Origin of the sequence: Alginatibacterium sediminis, from assembly GCF_003610775.1 — a bacterium.
In the GTDB taxonomy this organism is placed as follows: Bacteria; Pseudomonadota; Gammaproteobacteria; order Enterobacterales; family Celerinatantimonadaceae; genus Alginatibacterium; species Alginatibacterium sediminis.
In genome coordinates, this window is sequence record NZ_RAQO01000007.1 from 129,092 (window position 1) to 151,517 (window position 22,426).

Annotated in this window: 17 protein-coding genes, 1 tRNA gene and 1 riboswitch; of the genes, 6 read left to right on the forward strand and 12 right to left on the reverse strand. The window is 42.4% G+C overall.

From position 1 onward, the window contains the following. Window positions 1-94: 94 nt before the first annotated feature. From DBZ36_RS13605 to DBZ36_RS13625, 5 genes are all read right to left on the reverse strand, one after another. On the reverse strand, window positions 95-1,321 hold the full coding sequence (locus DBZ36_RS13605) for a substrate-binding domain-containing protein (protein ID WP_120355501.1): 1,227 nt from the start codon (window positions 1,319-1,321) through the stop codon (window positions 95-97). Continuing rightward, on the reverse strand, window positions 1,321-2,337 hold the full coding sequence (yjfF, locus tag DBZ36_RS13610; RefSeq protein WP_120355502.1) for a galactofuranose ABC transporter, permease protein YjfF: 1,017 nt from the start codon (window positions 2,335-2,337) through the stop codon (window positions 1,321-1,323). Before yjfF ends, DBZ36_RS13605 begins: the two co-directional genes overlap by 1 nt. Then, a complete protein-coding gene (locus DBZ36_RS13615; protein ID WP_199711877.1) occupies window positions 2,337-3,380 on the reverse strand; it encodes an ABC transporter permease in 1,044 nt (347 codons plus the stop codon). Before DBZ36_RS13615 ends, yjfF begins: the two co-directional genes overlap by 1 nt. Before the next feature lies 1 nt (window position 3,381). Continuing rightward, window positions 3,382-4,893 carry a sugar ABC transporter ATP-binding protein gene (locus tag DBZ36_RS13620; protein ID WP_120355504.1) on the reverse strand — a complete coding sequence of 504 codons (1,512 nt, stop codon included), beginning with the start codon at window positions 4,891-4,893 and terminating at the stop codon, window positions 3,382-3,384. Between the two features lie 98 nt (window positions 4,894-4,991). Beyond that, complete coding sequence (locus DBZ36_RS13625; RefSeq protein WP_120355505.1) at window positions 4,992-5,930, reverse strand: ABC transporter substrate-binding protein; 939 nt, start codon at window positions 5,928-5,930, stop codon at window positions 4,992-4,994. A gap of 219 nt (window positions 5,931-6,149) precedes the next feature. On the opposite strand from DBZ36_RS13625, the gene DBZ36_RS13630 reads away from it, so the two are divergent. Further along, the gene (locus tag DBZ36_RS13630; protein ID WP_120355506.1) at window positions 6,150-7,166 is read left to right on the forward strand and encodes an aldo/keto reductase; all 1,017 of its coding nucleotides are present in this window, start codon (window positions 6,150-6,152) and stop codon (window positions 7,164-7,166) included. Between the two features lie 414 nt (window positions 7,167-7,580). On the opposite strand, the gene DBZ36_RS13635 is transcribed toward DBZ36_RS13630, so the two are convergent. Then, on the reverse strand, window positions 7,581-8,111 hold the full coding sequence (locus DBZ36_RS13635; RefSeq protein WP_120355507.1) for a VC2046/SO_2500 family protein: 531 nt from the start codon (window positions 8,109-8,111) through the stop codon (window positions 7,581-7,583). A 178-nt stretch (window positions 8,112-8,289) separates the two neighbouring features. Here DBZ36_RS13635 and DBZ36_RS13640 point away from each other — a divergent pair. Beyond that, window positions 8,290-8,373, forward strand: a tRNA-Tyr gene (locus DBZ36_RS13640). A 543-nt stretch (window positions 8,374-8,916) separates the two neighbouring features. After that, window positions 8,917-8,993: riboswitch (cyclic di-GMP riboswitch) on the reverse strand. Between the two features lie 145 nt (window positions 8,994-9,138). Beyond that, window positions 9,139-10,797 (forward strand): response regulator, encoded by a 1,659-nt coding sequence (locus DBZ36_RS13645; RefSeq protein ID WP_120355508.1) that lies wholly within the window; start codon window positions 9,139-9,141, stop codon window positions 10,795-10,797. Between the two features lie 3 nt (window positions 10,798-10,800). Here DBZ36_RS13645 and DBZ36_RS13650 read toward each other — a convergent pair whose 3' ends face one another. From DBZ36_RS13650 to DBZ36_RS13675, 6 genes are all read right to left on the reverse strand, one after another. Beyond that, the gene (locus DBZ36_RS13650; protein WP_120355509.1) at window positions 10,801-12,036 is read right to left on the reverse strand and encodes a cystathionine gamma-synthase family protein; all 1,236 of its coding nucleotides are present in this window, start codon (window positions 12,034-12,036) and stop codon (window positions 10,801-10,803) included. Between the two features lie 95 nt (window positions 12,037-12,131). Next, window positions 12,132-13,574, reverse strand: coding sequence for an MATE family efflux transporter (locus tag DBZ36_RS13655; RefSeq protein ID WP_120355510.1), 1,443 nt, complete (start codon window positions 13,572-13,574; stop codon window positions 12,132-12,134). A gap of 104 nt (window positions 13,575-13,678) precedes the next feature. Further along, complete coding sequence (locus tag DBZ36_RS13660) at window positions 13,679-14,401, reverse strand: ABC transporter permease (protein ID WP_120355511.1); 723 nt, start codon at window positions 14,399-14,401, stop codon at window positions 13,679-13,681. Between the two features lie 5 nt (window positions 14,402-14,406). Then, complete coding sequence (locus DBZ36_RS13665; RefSeq protein WP_120355512.1) at window positions 14,407-15,108, reverse strand: ABC transporter permease; 702 nt, start codon at window positions 15,106-15,108, stop codon at window positions 14,407-14,409. 56 nt (window positions 15,109-15,164) lie between these two features. Continuing rightward, window positions 15,165-15,929, reverse strand: a complete 765-nt coding sequence (locus DBZ36_RS13670; protein ID WP_120355513.1) for a transporter substrate-binding domain-containing protein — start codon at window positions 15,927-15,929, stop codon at window positions 15,165-15,167. 80 nt (window positions 15,930-16,009) lie between these two features. After that, entirely contained in the window at window positions 16,010-16,786 is a 777-nt protein-coding gene (locus tag DBZ36_RS13675) for an ABC transporter ATP-binding protein (protein WP_120355514.1), read from the reverse strand. Window positions 16,787-17,665: 879 nt separating this feature from the next. Here DBZ36_RS13675 and DBZ36_RS13680 point away from each other — a divergent pair. The 3 genes from DBZ36_RS13680 (at window position 17,666) to pflA (ending at window position 22,426) form a co-directional block, all read left to right on the forward strand. After that, window positions 17,666-19,189, forward strand: coding sequence for a DUF3360 family protein (locus tag DBZ36_RS13680; protein WP_120355515.1), 1,524 nt, complete (start codon window positions 17,666-17,668; stop codon window positions 19,187-19,189). A 116-nt stretch (window positions 19,190-19,305) separates the two neighbouring features. Further along, window positions 19,306-21,579, forward strand: a complete 2,274-nt coding sequence (gene pflB / locus DBZ36_RS13685; protein WP_120355516.1) for a formate C-acetyltransferase — start codon at window positions 19,306-19,308, stop codon at window positions 21,577-21,579. Between the two features lie 106 nt (window positions 21,580-21,685). Beyond that, the gene (gene pflA, locus DBZ36_RS13690; protein ID WP_120355517.1) at window positions 21,686-22,426 is read left to right on the forward strand and encodes a pyruvate formate lyase 1-activating protein; all 741 of its coding nucleotides are present in this window, start codon (window positions 21,686-21,688) and stop codon (window positions 22,424-22,426) included.

The window sequence follows — 22,426 nt, forward strand, 5'->3', positions numbered from 1 at the left end:
ACAAAACTATCACTATAGAGTTAATATAAAAAAGTAAGGCCAAGCGTTTCCAATTCATATATCAGTCACATGAATAAATACACTTTTCAAAAGACTACTCGCTTTCTTCGAAATCGTTTTTGGCACTTTTATATTCTGTTGGAGTAAGACTGAACTCTTTCTTGAACAAACTATAGAAATAGTGGGCTGATGGATACCCTGCTTTCCTAGCAATCTCATCAATACTCATTTCATCTTTTTCTAGTAAAAGCTGCACTGCAAAATCTAATTTCAAACGATATATTTCTGTGTGAATCGAGTGCCCTACACTTTCTTTAAACTTTGACTCTAACCGCGTTCTAGAGTATTTTTGAGATTCTACTACTTGTTGAACTTTAATTCCCTTATTGAAGTTTTTACGAATAAAATATAATGCTCGAAGAACCATAGGTTCGACAACTAAATGCAAATCCGTACTAGAGCCTTCAACAATTAACTCTGGACTAGCAAACATCATTTTTTCGGGTTTTTCCCCAGCTACATAGGTTTTTAGTTGACGGCCTACTAGCTGACCTAACTGATAGAAATTAGGATCAACAACTGAAAGCGTAGTTGAATTGAAGTAGTCCGTAGGTCTCATGTCACCGATGCTTACTATGGAGATCTCATCCGGAACAGCTATTTGCTGTTCTTCACATACACTAACAAGTGTTCGAGCTCGAGCATCACTGGTTACAATTATACCGCAAGGCTTAACTAAGCCATGAATCCAATGCGCAAGGTTATGGTACTCCTTTATCCAAGAAGAAAAACTGGCCTGATTACCTTGATATAGAATAGGTAATCTATTCTTTTTAGATTGTAAATCCAAATAAGTTTGGGTTCTTGTTTTTTGCCATGGATTGCTATCATCATCAAATAGGCTATAAAATCCAATTTGTTCTAGTCCCTTTGCATTTAAAAAGTCATGCGCTAAGGTAATCATTTTCTCGTTATCTAAACAAACTATTGGATGCTTATATTCGGCCATTTTTTGATCAGTCCCGCTAAGTATTCCCACTACCGGGATATTCAACGGTTCTAATAGTTTTTTTGTATGCTCATGGCTATAGTCTGCGATAATACCGTCAAACCAGAGTTCGATATCATCTGTTTTTTTATGGCGCAGTTCCTGACTAAGTACTATCGACCAATTTATACCATTGCTTTCAACAAAGTCACTGATACCTCGCATCACTTCTGAATGGGCCGCCAATTTAGGATTTAATAGTATTGCGATTCTCAGCGGTCGGTCTAAAAGCCGCTGAGTATCAATTTCAAAATATCTCGATTTGGGATTCACTAATACCTCGTTGTATCAGCTTTAGTATCGCCTATAACTCTTCCCTTCATATTTTTAAAATAGACCAATATATGACCTGAAGAAATCAACCGTTGCATTGCAATAAAGACAAATAGAAGTAGTCCGATAAATATCTTGGTCCACCAGCTATTCAAGGTCCCATCAAAACTGATAATCGTTTGTATAACTCCCTGTATCAAAACACCAAATACCGTTCCAACAACAAAACCAACACCACCAGTTAGCAACGTTCCTCCGATAACTACAGATGCAATTGCGTCCAGCTCAAGCCCCATCGCAGCCAATGAGTATCCACTAAATGTGTAAAAGGAAAATACAATTCCACTTAGAGCCGCCAAAAAGCTATTAAAAGCATAGGTATTTATGATCGTTCGTGAAACCGGTACACCAAGCAAACGAGCCGAGCTTTCATTACCGCCAACGGCATATACATTCCGGCCAAATCTCGTGTAATGAGCTAAGAAAACAGCAATAATTAGCACAATTAACATGATTACAGTACTAGCGGTTAGATTGCCACCACCAATAACCGGTATAGAGAAGTCGGCTATTTCGTCATAGAACGGGTGTGTTATTGGAATTGACTCAATACTGATAACAAACGATAAGCCTCGTAGGAAAAACATTCCAGCTAATGTAACAATAAATGGAGGTAGCTTGTAACGTTCAATCAATATCCCCATGAATGTGCCAAACATCCAAGCTGAAATCAGAACAATAGTGAAAGCAAGAATCGGATGAAATTGATAATGCTCAATCAGAACAGCAACAGAGACCCCTACACAAGCGATCATCGATCCTACAGATAAATCAATTCCACCGGAAAGTATTACAAATGTCATTCCGATAGCTGTAATAACAAGGAACGCATTATCAGTAAATAGATTTGTAAAAACTCGCATACTGAAGAAGTTGTCAAATTGCAGTGCCCCCCAAAGATAAAGAGAAACAAATACGATAATTGTTGCAATCAACGGTAGATATCTAGTTTTCATTAAATAATCTCCTTCGTCTTATTTGTTCTCAGGCGATTTAACTCACCTCGAAATTGTGGGGACATTATTAGCATCACCAAAATAACCACAGCAGCTTTAACAATGTGTGTAAATTGCACAGGAAGCCCATTTGTTAAAATAGTGGTCGTCATAGTCTGCAGGATAAGTACGCCAATCAAAGTTGGTCCGATGTAGTATCGACCACCAGTTAACGCTGTACCTCCCACGACCACTGCTAAGATTGCATCTAGTTCAGACCATAGCCCTGCATTGTTCGCATCAGCACCTTGAATGTCACTGGTTAGAATCATTCCTGCAAGACCAGCACATAATCCGCTGAACATATAAACCAAAATTTTAATCTGGGGCTCTCGAATGCCAGCAAAATAGCTGGCTGTTGGATTGGCGCCAATAGACGCAATAAATAATCCAAGAGCTGTTTTTCTCAGCACCAAAAACGTTACGCCATAGGTCAGTACTACTAAGACAATAGAAAACGGGATACCAAATAGAGTTCCTCCACCGATAAACTCGAAACCAACATGGTCAAAAGTTAGGATTTGTCCCCCTGTTATTAGTTGAGCAATGCCGCGACCTGCAACCATCAAAATCAAGGTTGCAATAATGGGTTGAATACCCAATATACTAACCAGAATTCCATTCCATAAACCCGCAATTAGGGCAACACCAATACCAGCTAGAATAATTAGTGGTGTAGATGTAACAATTTCATTTTGTATTAGGTATGCGCAGACAGCACCCGAAATCGCTATCACAGCTCCAACAGAAAGATCGATACCTCCTGTAGCGATAACTAGCGTCATACCAAGAGCGAGTAAAGCGATTGGTGCGGCACGATTCAATATGTCAATCACACTCCCGAATAATCGACCTTGTTTAATTTCTATTGCGAAAAACGAAGGATCATTAATCAGATTGAAAGCTAGTAAAAGTAGCAATACAAAGATTGGCCAGAACAAACGGCTTTGCATGATTTCCTTCAACACAATTGTTTTTTCCTTCCTATCACTTATTGTCAGCATTTTAGTCTCGTCCCTCGTGAGCAATAGTCTCCATTAGCTTTTGGGTTGAAATGTCTTTCCCTGTAAGCTCGGCGATCATATTGTGGTCCTTTAGAACAGAAACTCGGTCGCTAAACTCTACAATTTCGTCTAGTTCGGATGATATAACCATTAGCGCCATTCCTTGTTTACACAATCCATCAATGATTTGTAGTATTTCGGATTTTGCTCCGACGTCGATACCACGCGTTGGCTCATCAAGGATTAGCAAAGATGGTCCAGAAGCCAACCATCTCGCAAGAATTACTTTTTGTTGATTACCACCGCTAAGTTCTTTAACGGGTTTATTAATATCTGAAGTTACAATGTTTAGTGAACGTACAAACTTTTTACCAATCTCCTTTTGTTCTTTTGGCCCAATCATTCGAAACCAACCTTGCTTTGCTTGTAGCGCAAGTACCATGTTTTCGAGTACAGATAGCTCTCCGATTATGCCTTCAACTTTCCGGTCTTCTGGACAAAATGCTAAGCCTTCTTGAATCGCATCATGAGGGCTACCAAAGGCTTTGACTTCGCCTTCAATTTGAATCGTCCCTTGCTCTGGCTTAACTATTCCAAAGAGTAATTTTGCCAACTCGGTTCTCCCTGAACCTAACAATCCACCCAACCCAAGTGTCTGACCGCTATATATATTTACATCACAAGGATTGATCATCCCTTTACGACCAATATTGCTAGCGGATAGAAAAGGTTTTGAATTAGAATCAGTGGTATGCCTACTTTTTCCGGAACTGTTCTTATTCGATATTTGTTTCCCAAGCATCAAATTGATAAGTTCAATTTGTGGAAGTTCATCCACACTTGAACTGGCCACAAACTGTCCGTTTCTCAACACAGTTATTTGGTCGCAAACATCGTAAACCTGATCAAGAAAATGAGTCACAAAGACGATTCCAATACCTCGACTTTTTAGCTCCCGCATTAAAGTAAACAATTGTTCAACTTCTTTGTTATCAAGACTTGCTGTAGGCTCGTCAAGTATGAGAACCTTTGCAGACATATCTACGCCTCGAGCAATAGCAATCATTTGTTGAACCGCAATCGAATAGTCATTTAGTGTTGCTGTGACATCAATAAATACCTTCATACTAGAAAGCAGCTCTTCGGCGTTTGTGTTCATTTTCGCCCAGTCAATAAGCCCAAACCTATAAGGTTGACGCCCGAGGTAAATATTCTCAGCAACCGACAACGTGGGAATAAGATTAACTTCTTGGTGTACCGTACTGATCCCCTTTAGGATAATTTCTTCAGCGGATAAACCCCGTATACTTTGACCAGAGAGACTAATTGAGCCTCCGTCTGACGTATATACTCCGGTGATGCATTTTATGAGCGTTGACTTGCCGGCCCCATTCCCCCCCAATAAGGCCATTATCTCGCCTTCTCTAAGTTCTAACTGAACTTGGCTAAGCGCTTTAACCCCAGGAAAAGATTTGTTTAGCTGGCTAACTTTGAGTATCGATTTAGGTTCCATCTAATGACCTGTTAGTATTTTCGAAGAAGTGCCATTTACATGATGAAGTCCCTTCTACACGCTATGTGCAAGAAGGGAATTTATATAAAAGATTTGGTTTAGAACATTCTGCTATCAATCATCTCAGCAGCGTCTTGTTGCACATTAATTTTGTCTTTTTGCACTATCCATTTGTCAACGTCTTTCCCATTAAACGCCATTTCAAGCGCATCGAAAGCAAGTGGGCCTAGTAAAGGGTTGCAATCAACTGTGGCATTTAGCTCTCCATCCACCATCGCTTGAAAGGCGGCTTTTACCCCATCGATAGATACAACCAAAATATCTTTACCGGGCATAAGTCCAAATTCTTTAATTGCCTGAATTGCACCTAGAGCCATATCGTCATTGTGAGCATATACAGCATCAATTTCTTCGCCCTGAGCTTTCAAAAAGGCTTCCATAACTTCTTTACCTTTTGTACGCGTCCATTCTCCTGTCTGGGAAGCAGTTATTTCCATTCCAGGGAATTGCTCAACCATTTGTCCAAAACCAGCTTTTCGATCAATGGCTGGAGCTGCACCAGGGCCACCTTGAAGCTCAACAATATTCGCGTAACCGTTAGTTTCTTGCGCAAGCCAGGCTCCAGCTAGTTTTCCTTCAAATACAAAATCTGAAGCAATCTTTGATAAGTACAGATCGTTATCTTTAACTTTAATTCCTCGGTCAACAAGCACGACAGGTATATCGGCAGCTTTAGCTTCTTTCAAAACGCGGTCCCATCCGGTCTCTACTACTGGAGCTAAGATGATCCCATCTACACCTTGTGCAATAAACGACCGAATCGCTTTAATTTGATTCTCTTGTTTTTGTTGTGCATCAGAGAACTTTAAGGTGTAGCCGCGCTTTTCAGCTTCTGACTTTATAGATTCAGTTTCTGCGCTGCGCCAAGCACTCTCAGCTCCAATTTGTGAAAAACCAATGGTTAGTTCTGCAAACGCTTGTGCGGAAAGTAGCGTGGCACTTAAAGCTAAAGATGTCGCAAGGTTTCTAAATTTCATGTCAAATCCTTTTTTATAGTTTATGGCTTCTTTATTGAGCAATTACAATACTAAGAAAGCATCAGTACCTTTCATACTGCACAATTTTTCAAACTGGGTCCGATATTTTGCAGCTTTTTTTTTCTATGACAGAGCTCACAAATTTAACGAGGATTTAACGATATTTATTAGCAAATCTAATTCTGGTTACATTTAACTCCGATAAAGGACGAAGTAATAATGAAAGTAAATGACCACGCTCCATTTGAGAACTATAAGGCAAAATCTACGCGCTACAATGAGATGCCATACCGTAGATGCGGAAACAGCGGAGTGCAACTTCCTGCATTTTCTTTAGGTCTATGGCATAACTTTGGCGAGTTCGATAGTTTTGGCAATGCCCGAGGTTTGCTCAGGACCGCATTTGATTTAGGTATAAACCACTTTGATCTTGCCAACAACTATGGCCCACCCTATGGCTCAGCAGAAGAAACGCTAGGGCGAGTTATGAATACGGATCTAGCCTTATATCGGGATGAGCTTTTTATCTCAACTAAAGCAGGATACGATATGTGGCCAGGCCCATATGGTAACGGCGGTTCAAGGAAATATATTATATCAAGTTTAGACCGGTCCTTGACTCGATTGGGCTTAGACTATGTTGATCTGTTTTATCACCACAGACCCGACCCTTCAACACCTATCGAAGAAACCGCATACGCATTAGACCAGTTGGTTAAACAAGGTAAAGCACTCTACATTGGCCTATCAAACTATAGTGTCGAGCAAACAAGAAAAGCGAAGTCTGTTTTCGACGATTTAGGCACCCCCTTTATCATTAATCAATCAAGATATTCAATGATCGACCGCTCTGTGGAGGAGGGATTGTTAGATCTACTGAGTGAATTAGAACTTGGGATGATCGCATTCTCTCCACTCGCTCAAGGCATGCTTACCGACAAGTATCTCAATGGAATTCCGAAGAACTCCAGGGCAAGCAATGAGAAATCCTACTTAAACGAAGCCTTGGTGTATGAGCATTTACCAAAAATACTTAGGCTCTCAAAAATTGCGATTTCAAGGGGGCAAACGTTAGCCCAAATGTCCTTAGCATGGCTGCTCAATGATGTCCGCGTAAGTTCCATTCTAATCGGAGCAAGCTCACCAACTCAGTTAAAGGAGAACATGAACACCCTGAAAAAATTAGATTTCACCGAAAACGAAGAACTCCAAATTAGGAAAATATTGGAAGAGTGAACGAATAAGCTCAGTTGACTTTGAGTACGTCAAGAACTTAGTTTTTAGCAAACGATTCGATGCCCCAGGATAATCCTGGAAACTGCGATATTGATTTACTTATGAACTCTAGACCGAAATGCTTATCCCTCTCAAGCAATCGAGTACCTGTAACCTTTGATAAAGTGGCACCACAAACTGTGCCACGACAAATGTAATTTGTATTCGTCTAACTCGTAATGGGGCAAAACCGTATTTGGATTATTTAGCCCACAACTAACGTTAAGCCTACATGGAGTTTTTAAATCCGGTGTTTTTAGAGATCTAAAGTTAAGACCACAAGTATCGTGATTATTAGAAATGAGATATGGACGCATAATAATGCGGGTCCAAGTGAGCATTAGACCTTGGAATCAATAACTAGAATCTAGACGACTAGTTAAAATACTGAACTTGCAATGCTTTATCGTAGTCAAAGTCTTTCAACAAGGCGTGCATTTCGCTTCCATTGACTTCAGAATCAAAAAACTCGGTTTCAGGTAAGGGCTGTTTATTTTGCATCGCCTGATGTTTTAAGCGTGTCAGTAAACTTAAATTATTGGCAACATCTTGTGCTAGGCCATCAATACTATCATCGGTTTTCAATGGGCTTTGATATAGCGCCTGTTGCAGATGAATGTCTGCCATGGCTGAACCATTCCAATTTGCTTCACGCTCAATGTCAGCGGCATCGCTTGTCAGACTTCGAGGCTCAGCTAGTTGGAATTGTTCACGTAGCGATTTCTGAGGGGCTTGAACATCTTGCTTCACTAAATCGAACTGAGCTTGGTCGCGTACATCTTGCCCGAGCATACTAAGCAGCAACCCAAATTGGGCTTTATCGCCACGCACAACTGCGTGGTTCAATTGCTGTTGCAATTGAAGCTCGTCGCATAATACTTGTTGGCGTAGTGAATTGATTAGCATTAAGGTGCTCGATAATTATCTATAGTTTGTTATCGACCAAAAGCCTTATCCCTTTAGATATATCGTAATTTTTCATACAACTGCGCACGGATTGTTCAAACGCTCCCCAAAGGCACTTAAATACCGATTATAGGCTTTACAATCCGATGTGAAATGCTAACATGCGCCAGCACTTTGTGGGGGGGTTCCCGAGTGGCCAAAGGGAGCAGACTGTAAATCTGCCGCGCAAGCTTCGATGGTTCGAATCCGTCCCCCCCCACCACTTCTTTTGCGAATTTTAGTACCACCTTTCAGCTCGACCCAACAATGCCCTAGCGTTTTTACTTTCAATAACTTCACTCCCCATCTGAACTCAACTTAGCGTATAGCCCTAGCCTAAATTTCTATTCACACTGTCCCAACATTCGAATTTTAACGAAAGTTTTTGTTATCTTTAGATTACTTTGATTATAAAAAAACAGATAAGGCAGTGGCTTGTTTAAGAACCAAGGTTTATACCAATCCCATTATATTTTTGGTCTTTTACTTGTTGTACTAAAACGCTTAGCTTTAGGAAGAAGTCGCGGTTATTAGCGGTCTAATGACAAGAGTTATGACGACAAGATTGGTGTTTTAGTCAAACAATAGTGATCAATAAATTACTGTGATTGGTATTAGTTGTGGTGGCACTGACTCGGAGCTACGGAAGGCTTGCTTCATAAACGGCAGATACAAAAACGCCAGACTACGAAGGTCTGGCGGTCGATCCAAAGCGGACAGAAAATAAACGGTAAAAAGACTAATCTGTGAGTGAACGCAAATCACTCAATGCAGTTCAGCCATCTCGCTAGGAGACCTGTAACTTTCCGACCTTGAATCACTTCAAGTTTGGCAAATCACGATTTTCTGTGATAGATAGATAATAGAATGATATTCGTCTAAGCGCAATCTGATTTTTTATTAATCTCTAACTCATATCTTAGCTTTTACTTCATGCTCCTCCGAGAGCTGTGCTAGGATGAAATAATGGTTTAACATATAAAACTAAATGACAGCCAAATACGATTATCGCAACAAAAAAATACTGATTGTTGACGATCAGCGCGCCTTTCAAGTCATGCTTAAAGCTATGTTGCAAAACTTCGGCGCAACCGATGTACATTTTGCGCATACAGGCGAAGCTGCGATACGCAAATGTGTGAAAGTCCCCTTTGATATATTACTTGTTGATTTTAACCTCGGTACTGGCCGTAACGGTGGTCAGCTACTTGAAGAGCTGCGCGTAAAAAAAATAATTGACAATAAAACGCTATTTTTCATCATTAGTGGCGACAATACAAAAGGAATGGTTCTTAGTGCAATTGAGCTTGAACCAGATGAGTTCATCACTAAGCCTTTTTCACAATTCCAATTGCATAGCCGCCTTGCTCGCGCCGAACAAAAACGTCAGGAACTATTACCAGTCCATGAAGCGTTTTCTAATCAAGATTATCCAACTATCGAAAGCTGGTGCAAAGAATACATTGATAATAAAGGTCGCCATAGCAACTACTGTCGAATGCTAATGATTGAAGCGCAGATTTGTCAGGGGAAACTCAAACAAGCCCAACAACTACTTGAAGCACTGTTGGCTCATCGACAAACCAGTTGGGTGAAGGCAACACTAGGACGTGTCCATTATTTAAACAATAAGCTCGAAGAGGCCGTTAAGGTACTCACTCAAACCACCATCGAGTATCCACTGTTAATGATTACTTATGATTGGTTAGCCCGCAGTTATCATAAACAAGGTGAAGTTGATAAAGCTTTAGATACGATACAACGAGGTATAAAGCTTTCGGGGATGTCGATTGAGCGCCATCAACTTCTAGCTGAGCTGGCTATCGAATCCAAGGATCACGCCTTAAGCCGAGAAACCTTTGCAACAATTCTAAAACTAGCGAGGCGCTCGGTCCATCGAGGTCCTCAACATCTAAGTAATTATGTCAGCAGCTTGATCGAAGAGGCCCAACACGAAGATGATCTTTTTCGGAAAAATCGCCTATTGCAAGAAGTCAGCAGCGTAATTTTTAATGCTCGGCGAGAAGAAGGTAGAGACGAAAGCTTTGACTTTGAGCGCTTTGAAGGCTTAAGCGAAGCGCGAGTTCATGCCAGTAAAGGTGAAATGAACAAAGCAAAACGGCTCTTATTCAATGCTCAGAAGCAGTTACTCGGGGAACCTCATAAAACTGAAGATAATTTGCTTCCCGATGCATTCTTAGCTTTAAGTGCTGTCGGTGAATTTGAATACGCCATGCCTTTTGCAAACGAAATGGATACTCGAAAAAATATTGACCCGTTCGCTAAAGATAGCGCTAACCGTGTGCTGAAGGATGAAGGTTTCTCAAATAAAGTTGAGCACTTTAGGGAGCAAAACAAGCTTGGAATTCAAGCCTACGAAAAAGGCTTATTTAGGGAGGCGATTAATCATTTCAATCGCGCCTTAAAAGTTGCACCCGGAAATACTGGTGCAGTGCTCAATCGCATTCAAGCTCAGCTCAAACAACTTGGCGAGAATCGCCAAAATCTAGAATTATTTAATGATTGCAAAGGCTCTATTCGTTCGATAGAAGGATTGCAGCTTAATGAGGGACACAAAGATCGCTTTGTTTTACTACACAAAGAATTCGAAAACTTTGCCCGCCCCCCTAAAGCTGGTAAAAAATAGGCTTTATATCAGATCTAAAGCTTGCTCAAAGTCAGCGATAAGATCGGCACTATCTTCAATACCAATTGAACAGCGAAGCATGCCTTCGCTAATACCCGACTTACGCCGAGCCTCCAAGCCCATCTCAAAGTAGATAGTTGGCGCTACAGGTAATGCTAAGGTACGGTTATCACCGAGGTGCGTTGCATTAATCACAATATTGCACGCGTCTAAAAATGCAATGCCATCCTTTCCATCAACTAAATCGAAACTAACGAGTGCGCCAAAATCCTTGAACCAAGACTTAGCCCGCAGGTGGTGAGGATGAGATGACAGCCCAGGGTAGTAAACTTTTGCCACCTTTGGGTGACTATCAAGAAACAAGGCTAGTGCCATTGCATTTCCACATTGTCGATCCATACGCAGCGCTAAAGTATCACTACCCGCGGACAGTAAATGAGCCTGAGTTGAACTTAAACTACCTCCATAATCTCGTAGTGCTTTCTTCTTAACCTGAGTTAGTCCCCAATTGCGGGGATCGCCACTACGGTATCCTTCATAAATATTTGGATACTCACTCCAGTCATACAAACCAGTGTCCGTCACACTGCCACCGAGGGCATTTCCATGTCCACCAAAGTATTTCGACAATGAGTTAACAACCAGCGATGCACCATGGTTTTTGGCTTGGTATAGATAGCCGGTTGTGAGAGTGTTATCAACGATATACATCAATTTGCGTTGGGCACATATTTCACCAATGCCTTCTAAGTCTACAATTTGAGTTGCTGGATTAGCTATCGTCTCAACAAACACCATTTTGGTATTGGGTTGAAGTGCAGACTCGACCTCATTGATATCGCAGGCATCAATCAAGCTAACGTCTACCCCAAAACCAGACAGAGTTGCAAACACACTGCTGGTATTACCAAATAAGTAACGGCTCGCCACAATGTGATCACCAGATTTCAGCAGGGCAATAAACAAAGCGGTTACCGCGGCCATTCCACTGCCAAATACAAGCGAGTTGTGGCCCGATTCTAATTCGGTAATTTTTTTAGCCAGTAAATCGGTAGTTGGGGTTGATTGACGAGCATAAGCTTGTCCAGCTTGCTTCCCTTGAAAGACATCTACTAAATCTTGGCAATTATCATAGCCATAGGGAACCGAGTTATGGACCGGCGCATGAATCGCGCCGTATTCTAAATTGGTACGTCGATCGGCGTGAACTAAGCGCGTGGTGATTCCTTCTTGCGACATGTATACAACTCCTAATAATGATAGCAGCAGTATATCAAAGCATTCGCACCGGGTCTTTGGGTTGCACTAAATTGAGCCGGTTTGGTCATCAAAGCTCAATCAAGGGATTTGGCGTCGTTGGTATCAATGTTGCTCGCCATATAAGCACGGCTTGAACAAAACGCTGTCATTGGCATTTGCGGTTGCAAATTGGCTTCTTCGTCGACTACCGCCTGCTTAACTTTAACCTTCGCTAACATATAAAAAGCGAGCGCATAAGCGCCGATACCAAAGACAACAGTGCCAATTGCTTGAGCAATAAGAATATCGATAGCCCCGCCAATCTGGCTCGCAAAATAAACGAAGGGCACCGTGCCGATAGTCGCTTTCCCAACATTCATGAGTGTTGAAAGCATCGGATATCCAATGTTATTTAACGCGGCATTAGAGACAAACAATGCGCCATTAAATACAAAGCTAAAGCAAATCCATACGCAGAAAAATAGCACTAACTCTCGCCCTTCTCCGGTAATGCCAAACGCATTCACTAAAGGTTCGCGTAGTAAAAATACCACCACCGATATTAGTGCAACATAGCCAAATGCGAAGCCCATAGCCTGATGCAAAGCTTGCCGCACACGTTCAAATTTGAGGGCGCCAAAGTTTTGTCCGATAATCGGTCCTACTGCGCCAGAGAGCGAGAATATCATGCCAAACGCAACAGGAATTACCCGACCTATAACCGCCCAACCTGCGACATAACTGTCGCCAAACCCGGCAATAGCAGCTGTCACATAAGCGTTGCCAAAAGGAGTTGCTACATTGGTCATCATTGCCGGGACCGCAATTGCAAATATCCGTTTTTGGTGAGCTAGCCAACGACTCATTGAGAAAGGTGCAATAAGCTTGTGAACTCGAATCACTCCCCATAAAGCTATTCCCGCCAGCCCAAAACGTGCCATTACCGATGCAAGAGCTGCCCCTTGAAGATCCCAGCCAAAGCCAAAAATAAATAGTGGGTCTAAGGCTGCGTTTATCGCCCCGCCAATAAGCGTTGACCACATTGCTCGGCGAGCGTCGCCAATCGAGCGAAGTGCAGCTCCGGCACTCATACCTAAGCCTAAAATGGGTAACGATGGTAGTAGAATTCGTAGATAGTCATTTGCTAGGTTTAAGGTTTCCCCTTTAGCACCTAACAGTTCTAATAAAGGCTCTGAGTAGTAAAATGTCAATGCCGCAACCACGGCACTTAACATAAAGCCTGTCACTAAGGTATTGGTAACCAGCTGCCCTGCTTCTAGTCGTTTCTTTTGTCCAATGGCCTTTGCAACTAAAGCGGTCATTGTTATCGACAGACCGATAGAGAGAGAGGTGGTAAAAAACGCGATACTACCTGCGTAGCCAACTGCTGCCGCAAGCTCTGCTTGCCCGAGCAAACTGATGAAGTACAAATCAGCCAGATCAACCAAAAACAGAGCTGTCAATCCAAGGGCATTGGTCGTGGTCATCAAAAAGATATGACTGAGAATAGAACCGCTGACAAACTTAGCTTTTGGCATTTTACGCCCAATTCGATTTGGAGTTAGCTGAGTATAGAGGATTATGCAGAACAAGCGATTTCAAAAAATAGTAATCGCTGTTCGAGTTTTACACTGTGTTGTAACTAGGACTGCAGAGGTCGTAGATGCGCATGCCAACGTTTTTCAAGCGTTTTGAAACCAAATACCAAACAGAACGTTAGGCAAAGATAAATTAAAGCTACGAAAGAGAAAGCTTCAAAAGGAGCATAATATTTGGCGTAAACATCACGAGCCGCGCCGGTTAGATCAACAATGGTAACCACGCTTGCAATCGAGCTTGCGTGCAGCATGAATATAACTTCATTGCTATAAGCTGGCAAAGCCCGCCTAAACGCACTAGGTAAGGTTATACGACGCATACATTGCGAATAAGACATGCCATAGGCTTTTGCCGCTTCAATCTCACCACGTGGTGTTGCCGCAATAGCGCCACGGAATATTTCAGTCGTATAAGCCGCGGTATTTAATACAAAAGCGAATAAGCACGGATAGAAAGCTTCACGTACTATTGGCCAGAACATCGACTCTTGAATGCCTTCAATATAAGCAACACCATAGTAAATAATATAAAGTTGCACTAACAATGGTGTGCCACGGAAAATATAGGTAAACAACCACACACTACGGTTAATTAGCAAATTGCGAGAATTTCGCATAATAGCTAGTGGAACAGCCAAAAAGAAGCCGATTATCAAAGATAAAAAAACCAGCTGCACTGTCATGACCAAGCCGTCCCAATACCCTAACAACGTTGGTAAGGTAAAGATGGCATTACTCGACAGGAATTGTTCAATCGTATCGTACATCGCTATTAGCCTCGAACGGTTCCTGCATTGAAGCGGTTCTCAAGCAGCTTGAGACCAATTTCAGATACACTGGTAATTGCGAGATAAACAATCGCAACCGGAATAAAAAACTTAAACGGTTCATGCACCGCACCGGACGCCTCTTTAGCTAAGCGCACCATATCCGACAAACCTATCACCGATACCAATGCTGTGGTTTTTACTAACACCAACCAATTGTTACCAATACCAGGAATCGCATGCCGCATCATTTGTGGGAAGGTAATTCGGCGAAACACTTGATATTTGTTCATGCCATAGGCTTTACCAGCTTCCATCTGACCGCTGTCAACGGCTAAAAATGCACCGCGAAAGGTCTCTGCCATATAGGCACCAAATATAAAGCCAATGGTGGTCACCCCTGCCACAAACTCATTAATATTGATGTAGTACTCGATGTCGTAGGTATCTAGCACCCAATCAGACACGGCGTTCACCATAATCTGAGCACCAAAAAAGATAAGCAACATCAGTACTAAGTCAGGAACACCACGAATGACCGTCGTGTAAGCCGTCGCAATTGCGTTGCCTACTCGACTACCACTAAGGCGTCCTACGGCGGTTAACATGCCGAGAATGAGCGCGACCAGTAAAGATAGCAGTGCAATTTCGATGGTAACAATAGCGCCGGCAAAAATTGACGGCCCATAACCATGTAAATCAAGCATATTGAACTCTCATAAAAACGGACACTTTAAACAAGTGCCCGTATAAATATCATCGACTATTTTTTGATGCTGTACTCAAAATATTTATCGTTGATTTGGTCATAAACGCCATTGGTTTTAACCGTAGCAAGCGCTGCGTTAAACATCTCAATTAAGTCTTTATCACGTTTACGAGCAGCAACACCAACACCTTCACCAAGTTGAACGTTGTCACCAAGAGCCATATATTTATCGCCACCATCTTGCTCTAGAATTGAGCTAACGCCTACTGGGAAGTCGATAACGACCATATCAAGACGACCACCTTGAAGATCAGTTACAAGATCATCACCAGCCGTGTAACGTTTAATGTCGGCAATGTCTTTGTAGTTTTCTGTTGCGTAGGTATCTTGGATTGTACCGCGTTGAACACCAACAATTTTACCTTTAACTGTTGCTGGATCAGCTGGGTTTATACCTGCATCTTTAGGACCAAAGAATCCAGTTGGAGTATTGTAGTAAGGTTCAGAGAACAATACTTTTTCAGCGCGCTCAGGATTGATAGACATTGAAGAGAAAATTGCATCGTACTTACGTGCGAGCAAACCTGGAATAATTCCATCCCATGCTTGAACGACCCATTCACACTCAACTTTCATCTCAGCACAAACAGCATTACCTAGATCGATTTCAAAACCTGTTAGGGTTCCGTCCGGAGCTTTGTATTCAAAAGGTTCGTATGGCACGTCAACGGCTAGACGAACTTTATCCCACTCTTTTGCTTCGGCGATTGATGTTGTTAGTGCGAGTGCACTTAAGACTGCTACAACAGCTTTTTTCATTGTGATACTCCATGTTGTGTTAAAAGCAGCGAAACGCTGCATCCTTAACTGCTTTTTAGCAGTTTTACCTTCACAAATGCCTAATATTTAGGTGCAAGAAATTGCTGCATTCGTTCTGATTCTGGGTTTAAAAAGACTTTCTTGGGGTCGCCTTGTTCTTCGACGACGCCTTGGTGCAAAAAGATAACTTCATTACTCACATCGCGGGCAAACGCCATTTCGTGAGTCACCACCATCATTGTGCGTCCCTCTTCTGCAAGATCCCGCATTACTTTGAGCACTTCACCTACAAGTTCGGGATCTAGTGCTGAAGTTGGTTCGTCAAAAAGCATAACTTCTGGATTCATCGCCAGTGCACGCGCAATAGCAGCTCGTTGCTGTTGACCTCCGGACATGTGTGCCGGGTAGTAGTCTTTTCGCTCGTAAAGCCCAACACGATTAAGCAAAGCTTCTGCGTTTTCGATGGCTTCAGCGCGACTTTGTTTTAATACGTGAATTGGGGCTTCGATGATGTTTTCCATAACCGTCATATGTGACCAAAGGTTAAAACCTTGGAAAACCATCGACAGTTTTGATCGCATGCGTTCAACTTGTTTGATATCGGCTGGCACGCGGTCGCCAGAGCGCGAGCGCTTATCTTTAAACTGGATTTGTTCGCCATGCAGAAATATCTCACCTTGGGTTGGAACTTCCAACAAGTTCATGCAACGTAAAAACGTACTTTTACCGCTACCTGAAGAACCAATGATAGAGATGACATCGCCTTTATGCGCTTTAAGGTCTATACCTTTTAAAACTTCATTGTGCCCGAAGGTCTTATGGATGTTTTTAACTTCTAGCGCTACGGCTTGATTCATTGAAATACTTACCCTGTCGTTACACCATTTTAGCGGCGTAGTGCTCTTCCCGAGCCCAATAATTAAAATATTGTTAATAGTGTGCGTGGTGAAAAAGTACCATCGAGACCGCCAAAACACAACAATCGCGATGTATATCCTCGTTAATTAGTGAATTATTCACAAAGAAAGCGACTGTTGCAGAATATTAATATTCACTAAGAATGAATTTATTCTCAGTACTGGTCGGATTTCTTGGGTTAAAAGTCACTCTTGCAAATTCAAGTCATTATCTCACTAATTGGCCAATTTAAGAGATGAAGCCTCGCCAGCCCTTGTTGCCAGTTTGTAACACCTATGCATTATCAATCAAACCTCCACAAGTAGAAAAATAATCAGAGCACCACGACTCTATAAGCAGGTCTTTGCCAGTTTCTGCAATTCAGTCCTGGAATAAATATATGCAGTTCTTACATTTTCCGAACAAGGTCTACACTAAATGTATGAAAAAGGATGGGCAGCGGTTGAAGCTGAACCTCAATGCTATATAGTACCCACAATTTTTACCTGTATATAAATTACAGTTAATCGATGATTTCATCGATATTGTTCAATTTTTGACTATAATTCTGGTAATTTAATTACACTAACTATGAGAATCATGACCGGGATCAAATTCCGAATTTGCTAGGCTTTGCTAAAATTTGCTTAAGAGACTATTACCTTGCAGTTTGCCAACGGATCCCAATCGTTGCTTATTATTGAAGCGCTGAAAGTAGCGAAAGCTATAAAGCACGACGATCAAAGCCGAGATGGTTTTAGAGTTTCAAAAGTGCATAGCCTTAAACACCAAATACAATCAAAATCGAATTTAATATTTCTGACTACATAGAGGACCTTATGGCAGAGAGAGCTAATCGCGAATCAAACGAAGCCAACGAAAAGAGCTATTCTGAGCTCCATCGACCCGCTTCAGAATTCGCATCACGTTCCGATTATTTGGATCACGAGCTGCAAATAATGAAACCACGTCGTTGGGCATTAAATTTGCCAGGCCGTGATTTCCGTTTTGAATGGGAAGATCTCGTTCCTGCTATTGCAGGCACCATCGGTATTATCGCGATGTACTCTGCCGTTATGATGTCATGGGCTGATGGTCTAACCGAAGCTTGGGATCACGTGAATTTAGGCAAAGAGTTCGCGATTGAAGTTGCTCGGGTCGAAATGTTAATCCCAGCACTACTCTTTTGTGTATTTGCTTCTGGTTTCATGAATCCTCGTGCCAACCTCGCGGGAAATCACGGACCAATGATCCCGATGATTGCTGGTATCGCTTTGGCGGGCGCACACCCGCTTGCACTAGCAATACTCATCGGCTTTTTCGGTTTGCTGTTAAGTTATTTAAAAGGTGGTTCGCGCTTAGTTAACCTCACCTCTCAGGGGGTTGCGGGTGGCTTACTGGTTTATCTGGGCTTCACAGGTTCTATGAGCCAAATTGGAGAAATCCAACGCTGGGCACTTGGACTCGAAGGCGAGATGGGCTATCTAGGTCTTGTAGTACTGGCGGTCACCGTTATTGTCTACGCTGTACTAGCCAAACTAGGTAAACGCTGGTTAGCGATCCCACTTTGTGCCGTTAGTGGTTTATTAATAGCGCTAGTGTTTGGTGCCGGTTTCGATCTTGTCTTTGAAACCGAGATGGGTATACCAAACCTAAATCCGGTTTATTGGTGGGGCTCTACTACCGAAGGTTGGATGCTAGGTTTACCAAATTTACAACAATTTATTGCTTCACTACCGTTTGCAATATTAGCCGTCGCTATGTGGTCACCTGACTTCCTAGGTCATAAAATTTTCCAAGAGCTCAACTATCCGCGTAAAACCGAGAAAGTACTAATGGATGTTGATGATACGATGACCGTTTGTTCAGTTCGTCAAATGGTTGGGACTGCTGTTGGCGGTGGTAACATCACATCTAGCTGGGGCACCTATATGATCCCTGCTGCAATTGCGAAACGCCCAATTCCTGGCGGCGCAATATTATTAGGTTCGCTATGTATCATTATTGCAATCCTTGGTTTCCCTATGGATGTCGCTGTATGGCCACCAGTAATGCGCGTAGCCTTGTTGGTTGGTGTATCTCTTCCGTTACTGGAAGCCGGTATGCAAATGATTAAAGACTCAAAAGATTCACAGTCTGCAGGTATATGTGTATTTGCGGCAATGGTTACCAACCCTGTTCTTGCATGGGCGTTAACTATGGCACTCGATAACAATGGTCTAATTGGCGACAAAGAACGTCCCAAGACTCTAAGCTTTGCTGACCGTATCGTGGTTCCAATTTCCGTTCTACTCATTTGCTTAGCAGCAATGTTGGCTGTAGGAATGTTGGAAGGTCAATATGGAATTCCAGCGTTATTGTAGTACAATAGACTTTAGCTAGTTTATTACAGATTTTAAAATTGACGTGTTGATACACGCCGCTTAGTTAGACGACAAGGGTCGTCTAATGTCCGTTACCATAAGAAGGTAGGTATAAAATGGCAGAACAAAACGTTACAGCTTGGGAAGGCTTTGCTGATGGCGCCTGGAAAACCGAAGTTAATGTACGAGACTTTATCCAGAGCAACTACACTCCATACGAGGGTGATGAAAGCTTCCTAGCTGGATCAACTGAAGCGACGGATGCGCTTTGGGCTAAAGTGATGGAAGGTATCAAAGAAGAAAACCGTACTCACTCTCCTGTTGATTTCGATACAAGCGTTATTTCAACCATCACTTCACACGAAGCTGGTTACATCAACAAAGATCTAGAAACTGTTGTTGGCCTGCAAACTGAAGCCCCACTTAAACGTGCGTTGATCCCTAACGGCGGCATTCGTATGATTGAAGGCTCATGTGCAGCTTACGATCGCGAACTGGACCCAAGCGTTAAGAAAATCTTTACCGAATACCGCAAAACACATAACCAAGGTGTATTTGACGTTTATACCGGTAGTATCATGAAGTGCCGTAAGTCTGGTGTTTTGACAGGTCTTCCTGATGCATACGGCCGTGGACGTATCATTGGTGATTATCGCCGCGTTGCGCTATATGGTATCGATTACCTAATGGCTGACAAATCGAAGCAGCACCGTTCTTTAGAAAAAGACTTGCTTGCTGGCGATACCCTTAACGACACGATCCAATTGCGCGAAGAAATCTTCGACCAATACCGTGCCTTGCAACAAATCAAAGAAATGGCTGCAACTTACGGCTGTGATATTTCTGTTCCAGCTAAAAATGCTAAAGAAGCCGTCCAATGGACATACTTTGGCTACCTAGCCGCAGTTAAATCGCAAAACGGCGCTGCAATGTCATTTGGTCGTACAACGACTTTCCTTGATGTGTTCATCGAGCGTGACATGAAAGCCGGTATCTTGACTGAGTCAGAGGCTCAAGAGCTAGTTGACCACTTGGTAATGAAACTACGTATGGTTCGCTTCCTACGTACACCTGAATATGATGATTTGTTCTCTGGCGATCCAATTTGGGCTACAGAATCAATTGGTGGTATGGGTGTTGACGGTCGTACTTTAGTAAGCCGTACTGCATTTCGTTTCTTAAACACCTTGTACACTATGGGCCCATCTCCTGAGCCAAACATTACTGTACTTTGGTCAGAGCAACTTCCAATCAACTTCAAAAAGTACTGTGCGAAAGTATCTATCGATACATCATCTATCCAGTACGAAAACGATGATTTGATGCGTGAAGACTTTGGTAACGATGATTACGCAATCGCATGTTGTGTATCGCCAATGGTTGTTGGTAAACACATGCAGTTCTTTGGTGCTCGTGCCAACCTTGCTAAAACCTTGTTGTACGCAGTAAACGGCGGTGTTGATGAGAAGCTTAAGATCCAAATTGGACCTAAAGCTGACAAAATCACTGGTGAATACTTAGATTATGATGAAGTAATGACCAGCCTTGATAGTTTGATGGATTGGTTAGCTGAGCAATATGTGACTGCACTTAACTGTATTCACTATATGCATGACAAATACAGCTATGAAGCCGCTCTAATGGCACTTCATGACCGTGACGTACGCCGTACTATGGCTTGTGGTATTGCTGGTCTGTCGGTTGCTGCTGATTCACTATCTGCAATTAAATTTGCGAAAGTAAAACCAGTACGTGACGAAGACGGTTTGGCGCTAGATTTTGAAATTGAAGGTGATTACCCTAAATTTGGTAACAACGATGATCGTGTAGATGATATCGCATGCTACCTTGTTGAAACCTTCATGAACAAAATCCGTAAGCTTAAAACTTACCGCAACGCTATCCCTACGCAATCGGTTCTCACCATTACGTCTAACGTTGTTTATGGTAAGAAAACAGGTAATACACCTGATGGCCGTCGTGCTGGCGCTCCTTTTGCTCCGGGTGCAAACCCAATGCATGGTCGCGATGAGAAAGGCGCAGTTGCTTCACTAACGTCAGTTGCAAAACTCCCGTTTGCAAACGCTCAAGACGGTATCTCATATACCTTCTCTATCGTTCCAAACGCACTTGGTAAAGATGATGACACTCAGAAAACCAACCTTGCTGGTTTGATGGATGGTTATTTCTACCACACTGAAAACACCGAAGGTGGTCAACACCTGAACGTGAACGTGATGAACCGTGAAATGTTGTTGGATGCAATGGAGCATCCTGAAAACTACCCACAATTAACCATACGTGTTTCTGGTTATGCGGTACGTTTTAACTCTTTAACTAAAGAGCAACAACAAGACGTCATTACCCGTACCTTTACTGCTACTTTGTAAGAGTAATGCCGTGGCCTAAAACCACGGCTTCAGGTAAACTAGAACCTCGCCTTTGGTGAGGTTTTTTTTCGCATATTTTTCATCCGCTTCAATTAGGAGTAGTCTCTTGTCAAAGCTTGGTCGCATACACTCAACAGAATCCTGTGGCACTGTCGATGGCCCAGGCATACGCTTTATCGCGTTCATGCAAGGCTGCCTAATGCGTTGCATGTATTGTCACAATCGTGATACCTGGGATGTTCATGGTGGTAAAGAGGTCAGCGTTGACGATCTCATGAAAGATCTCATTCCCTATCGCCATTTCATGAACGCCAGTGGCGGTGGAGTAACCGCCAGCGGTGGTGAAGCGATACTTCAAGCAGAATTCGTACGTGATTTCTTCCGCGCCTGTAAAGCTGAGGGCATCCACACCTGTCTGGATACCAACGGCTATGTGCGCAAGCATACTGAAGTGATTGACCAACTGCTTGAAGTGAGCGATTTGGTCATGCTTGATATCAAACAGATGAAAGATGATGTACATCAGATTTTGGTTGGCGTAAGTAATAAACGTACTCTTGATTTTGCACGTTATTTGGCGAAAGTTGGTCAAAAAACTTGGATACGCTATGTGGTTGTCCCTGGCTACACCGACGATGACGAGTCAGCACATTTATTAGGTGAAATGCTTAAAGAGATGCCTAATGTTGAAAAAATAGAAATGCTGCCCTATCACGAACTTGGTGCTCATAAATGGACGGCCATGGGCGAAGAGTATCAGCTTAAAGACGTACATCCACCAAGCAAAGAGACCATGGAACGAATCAAAGGTATCTTAAGTCAATACCACGACAATGTGATCTACTAG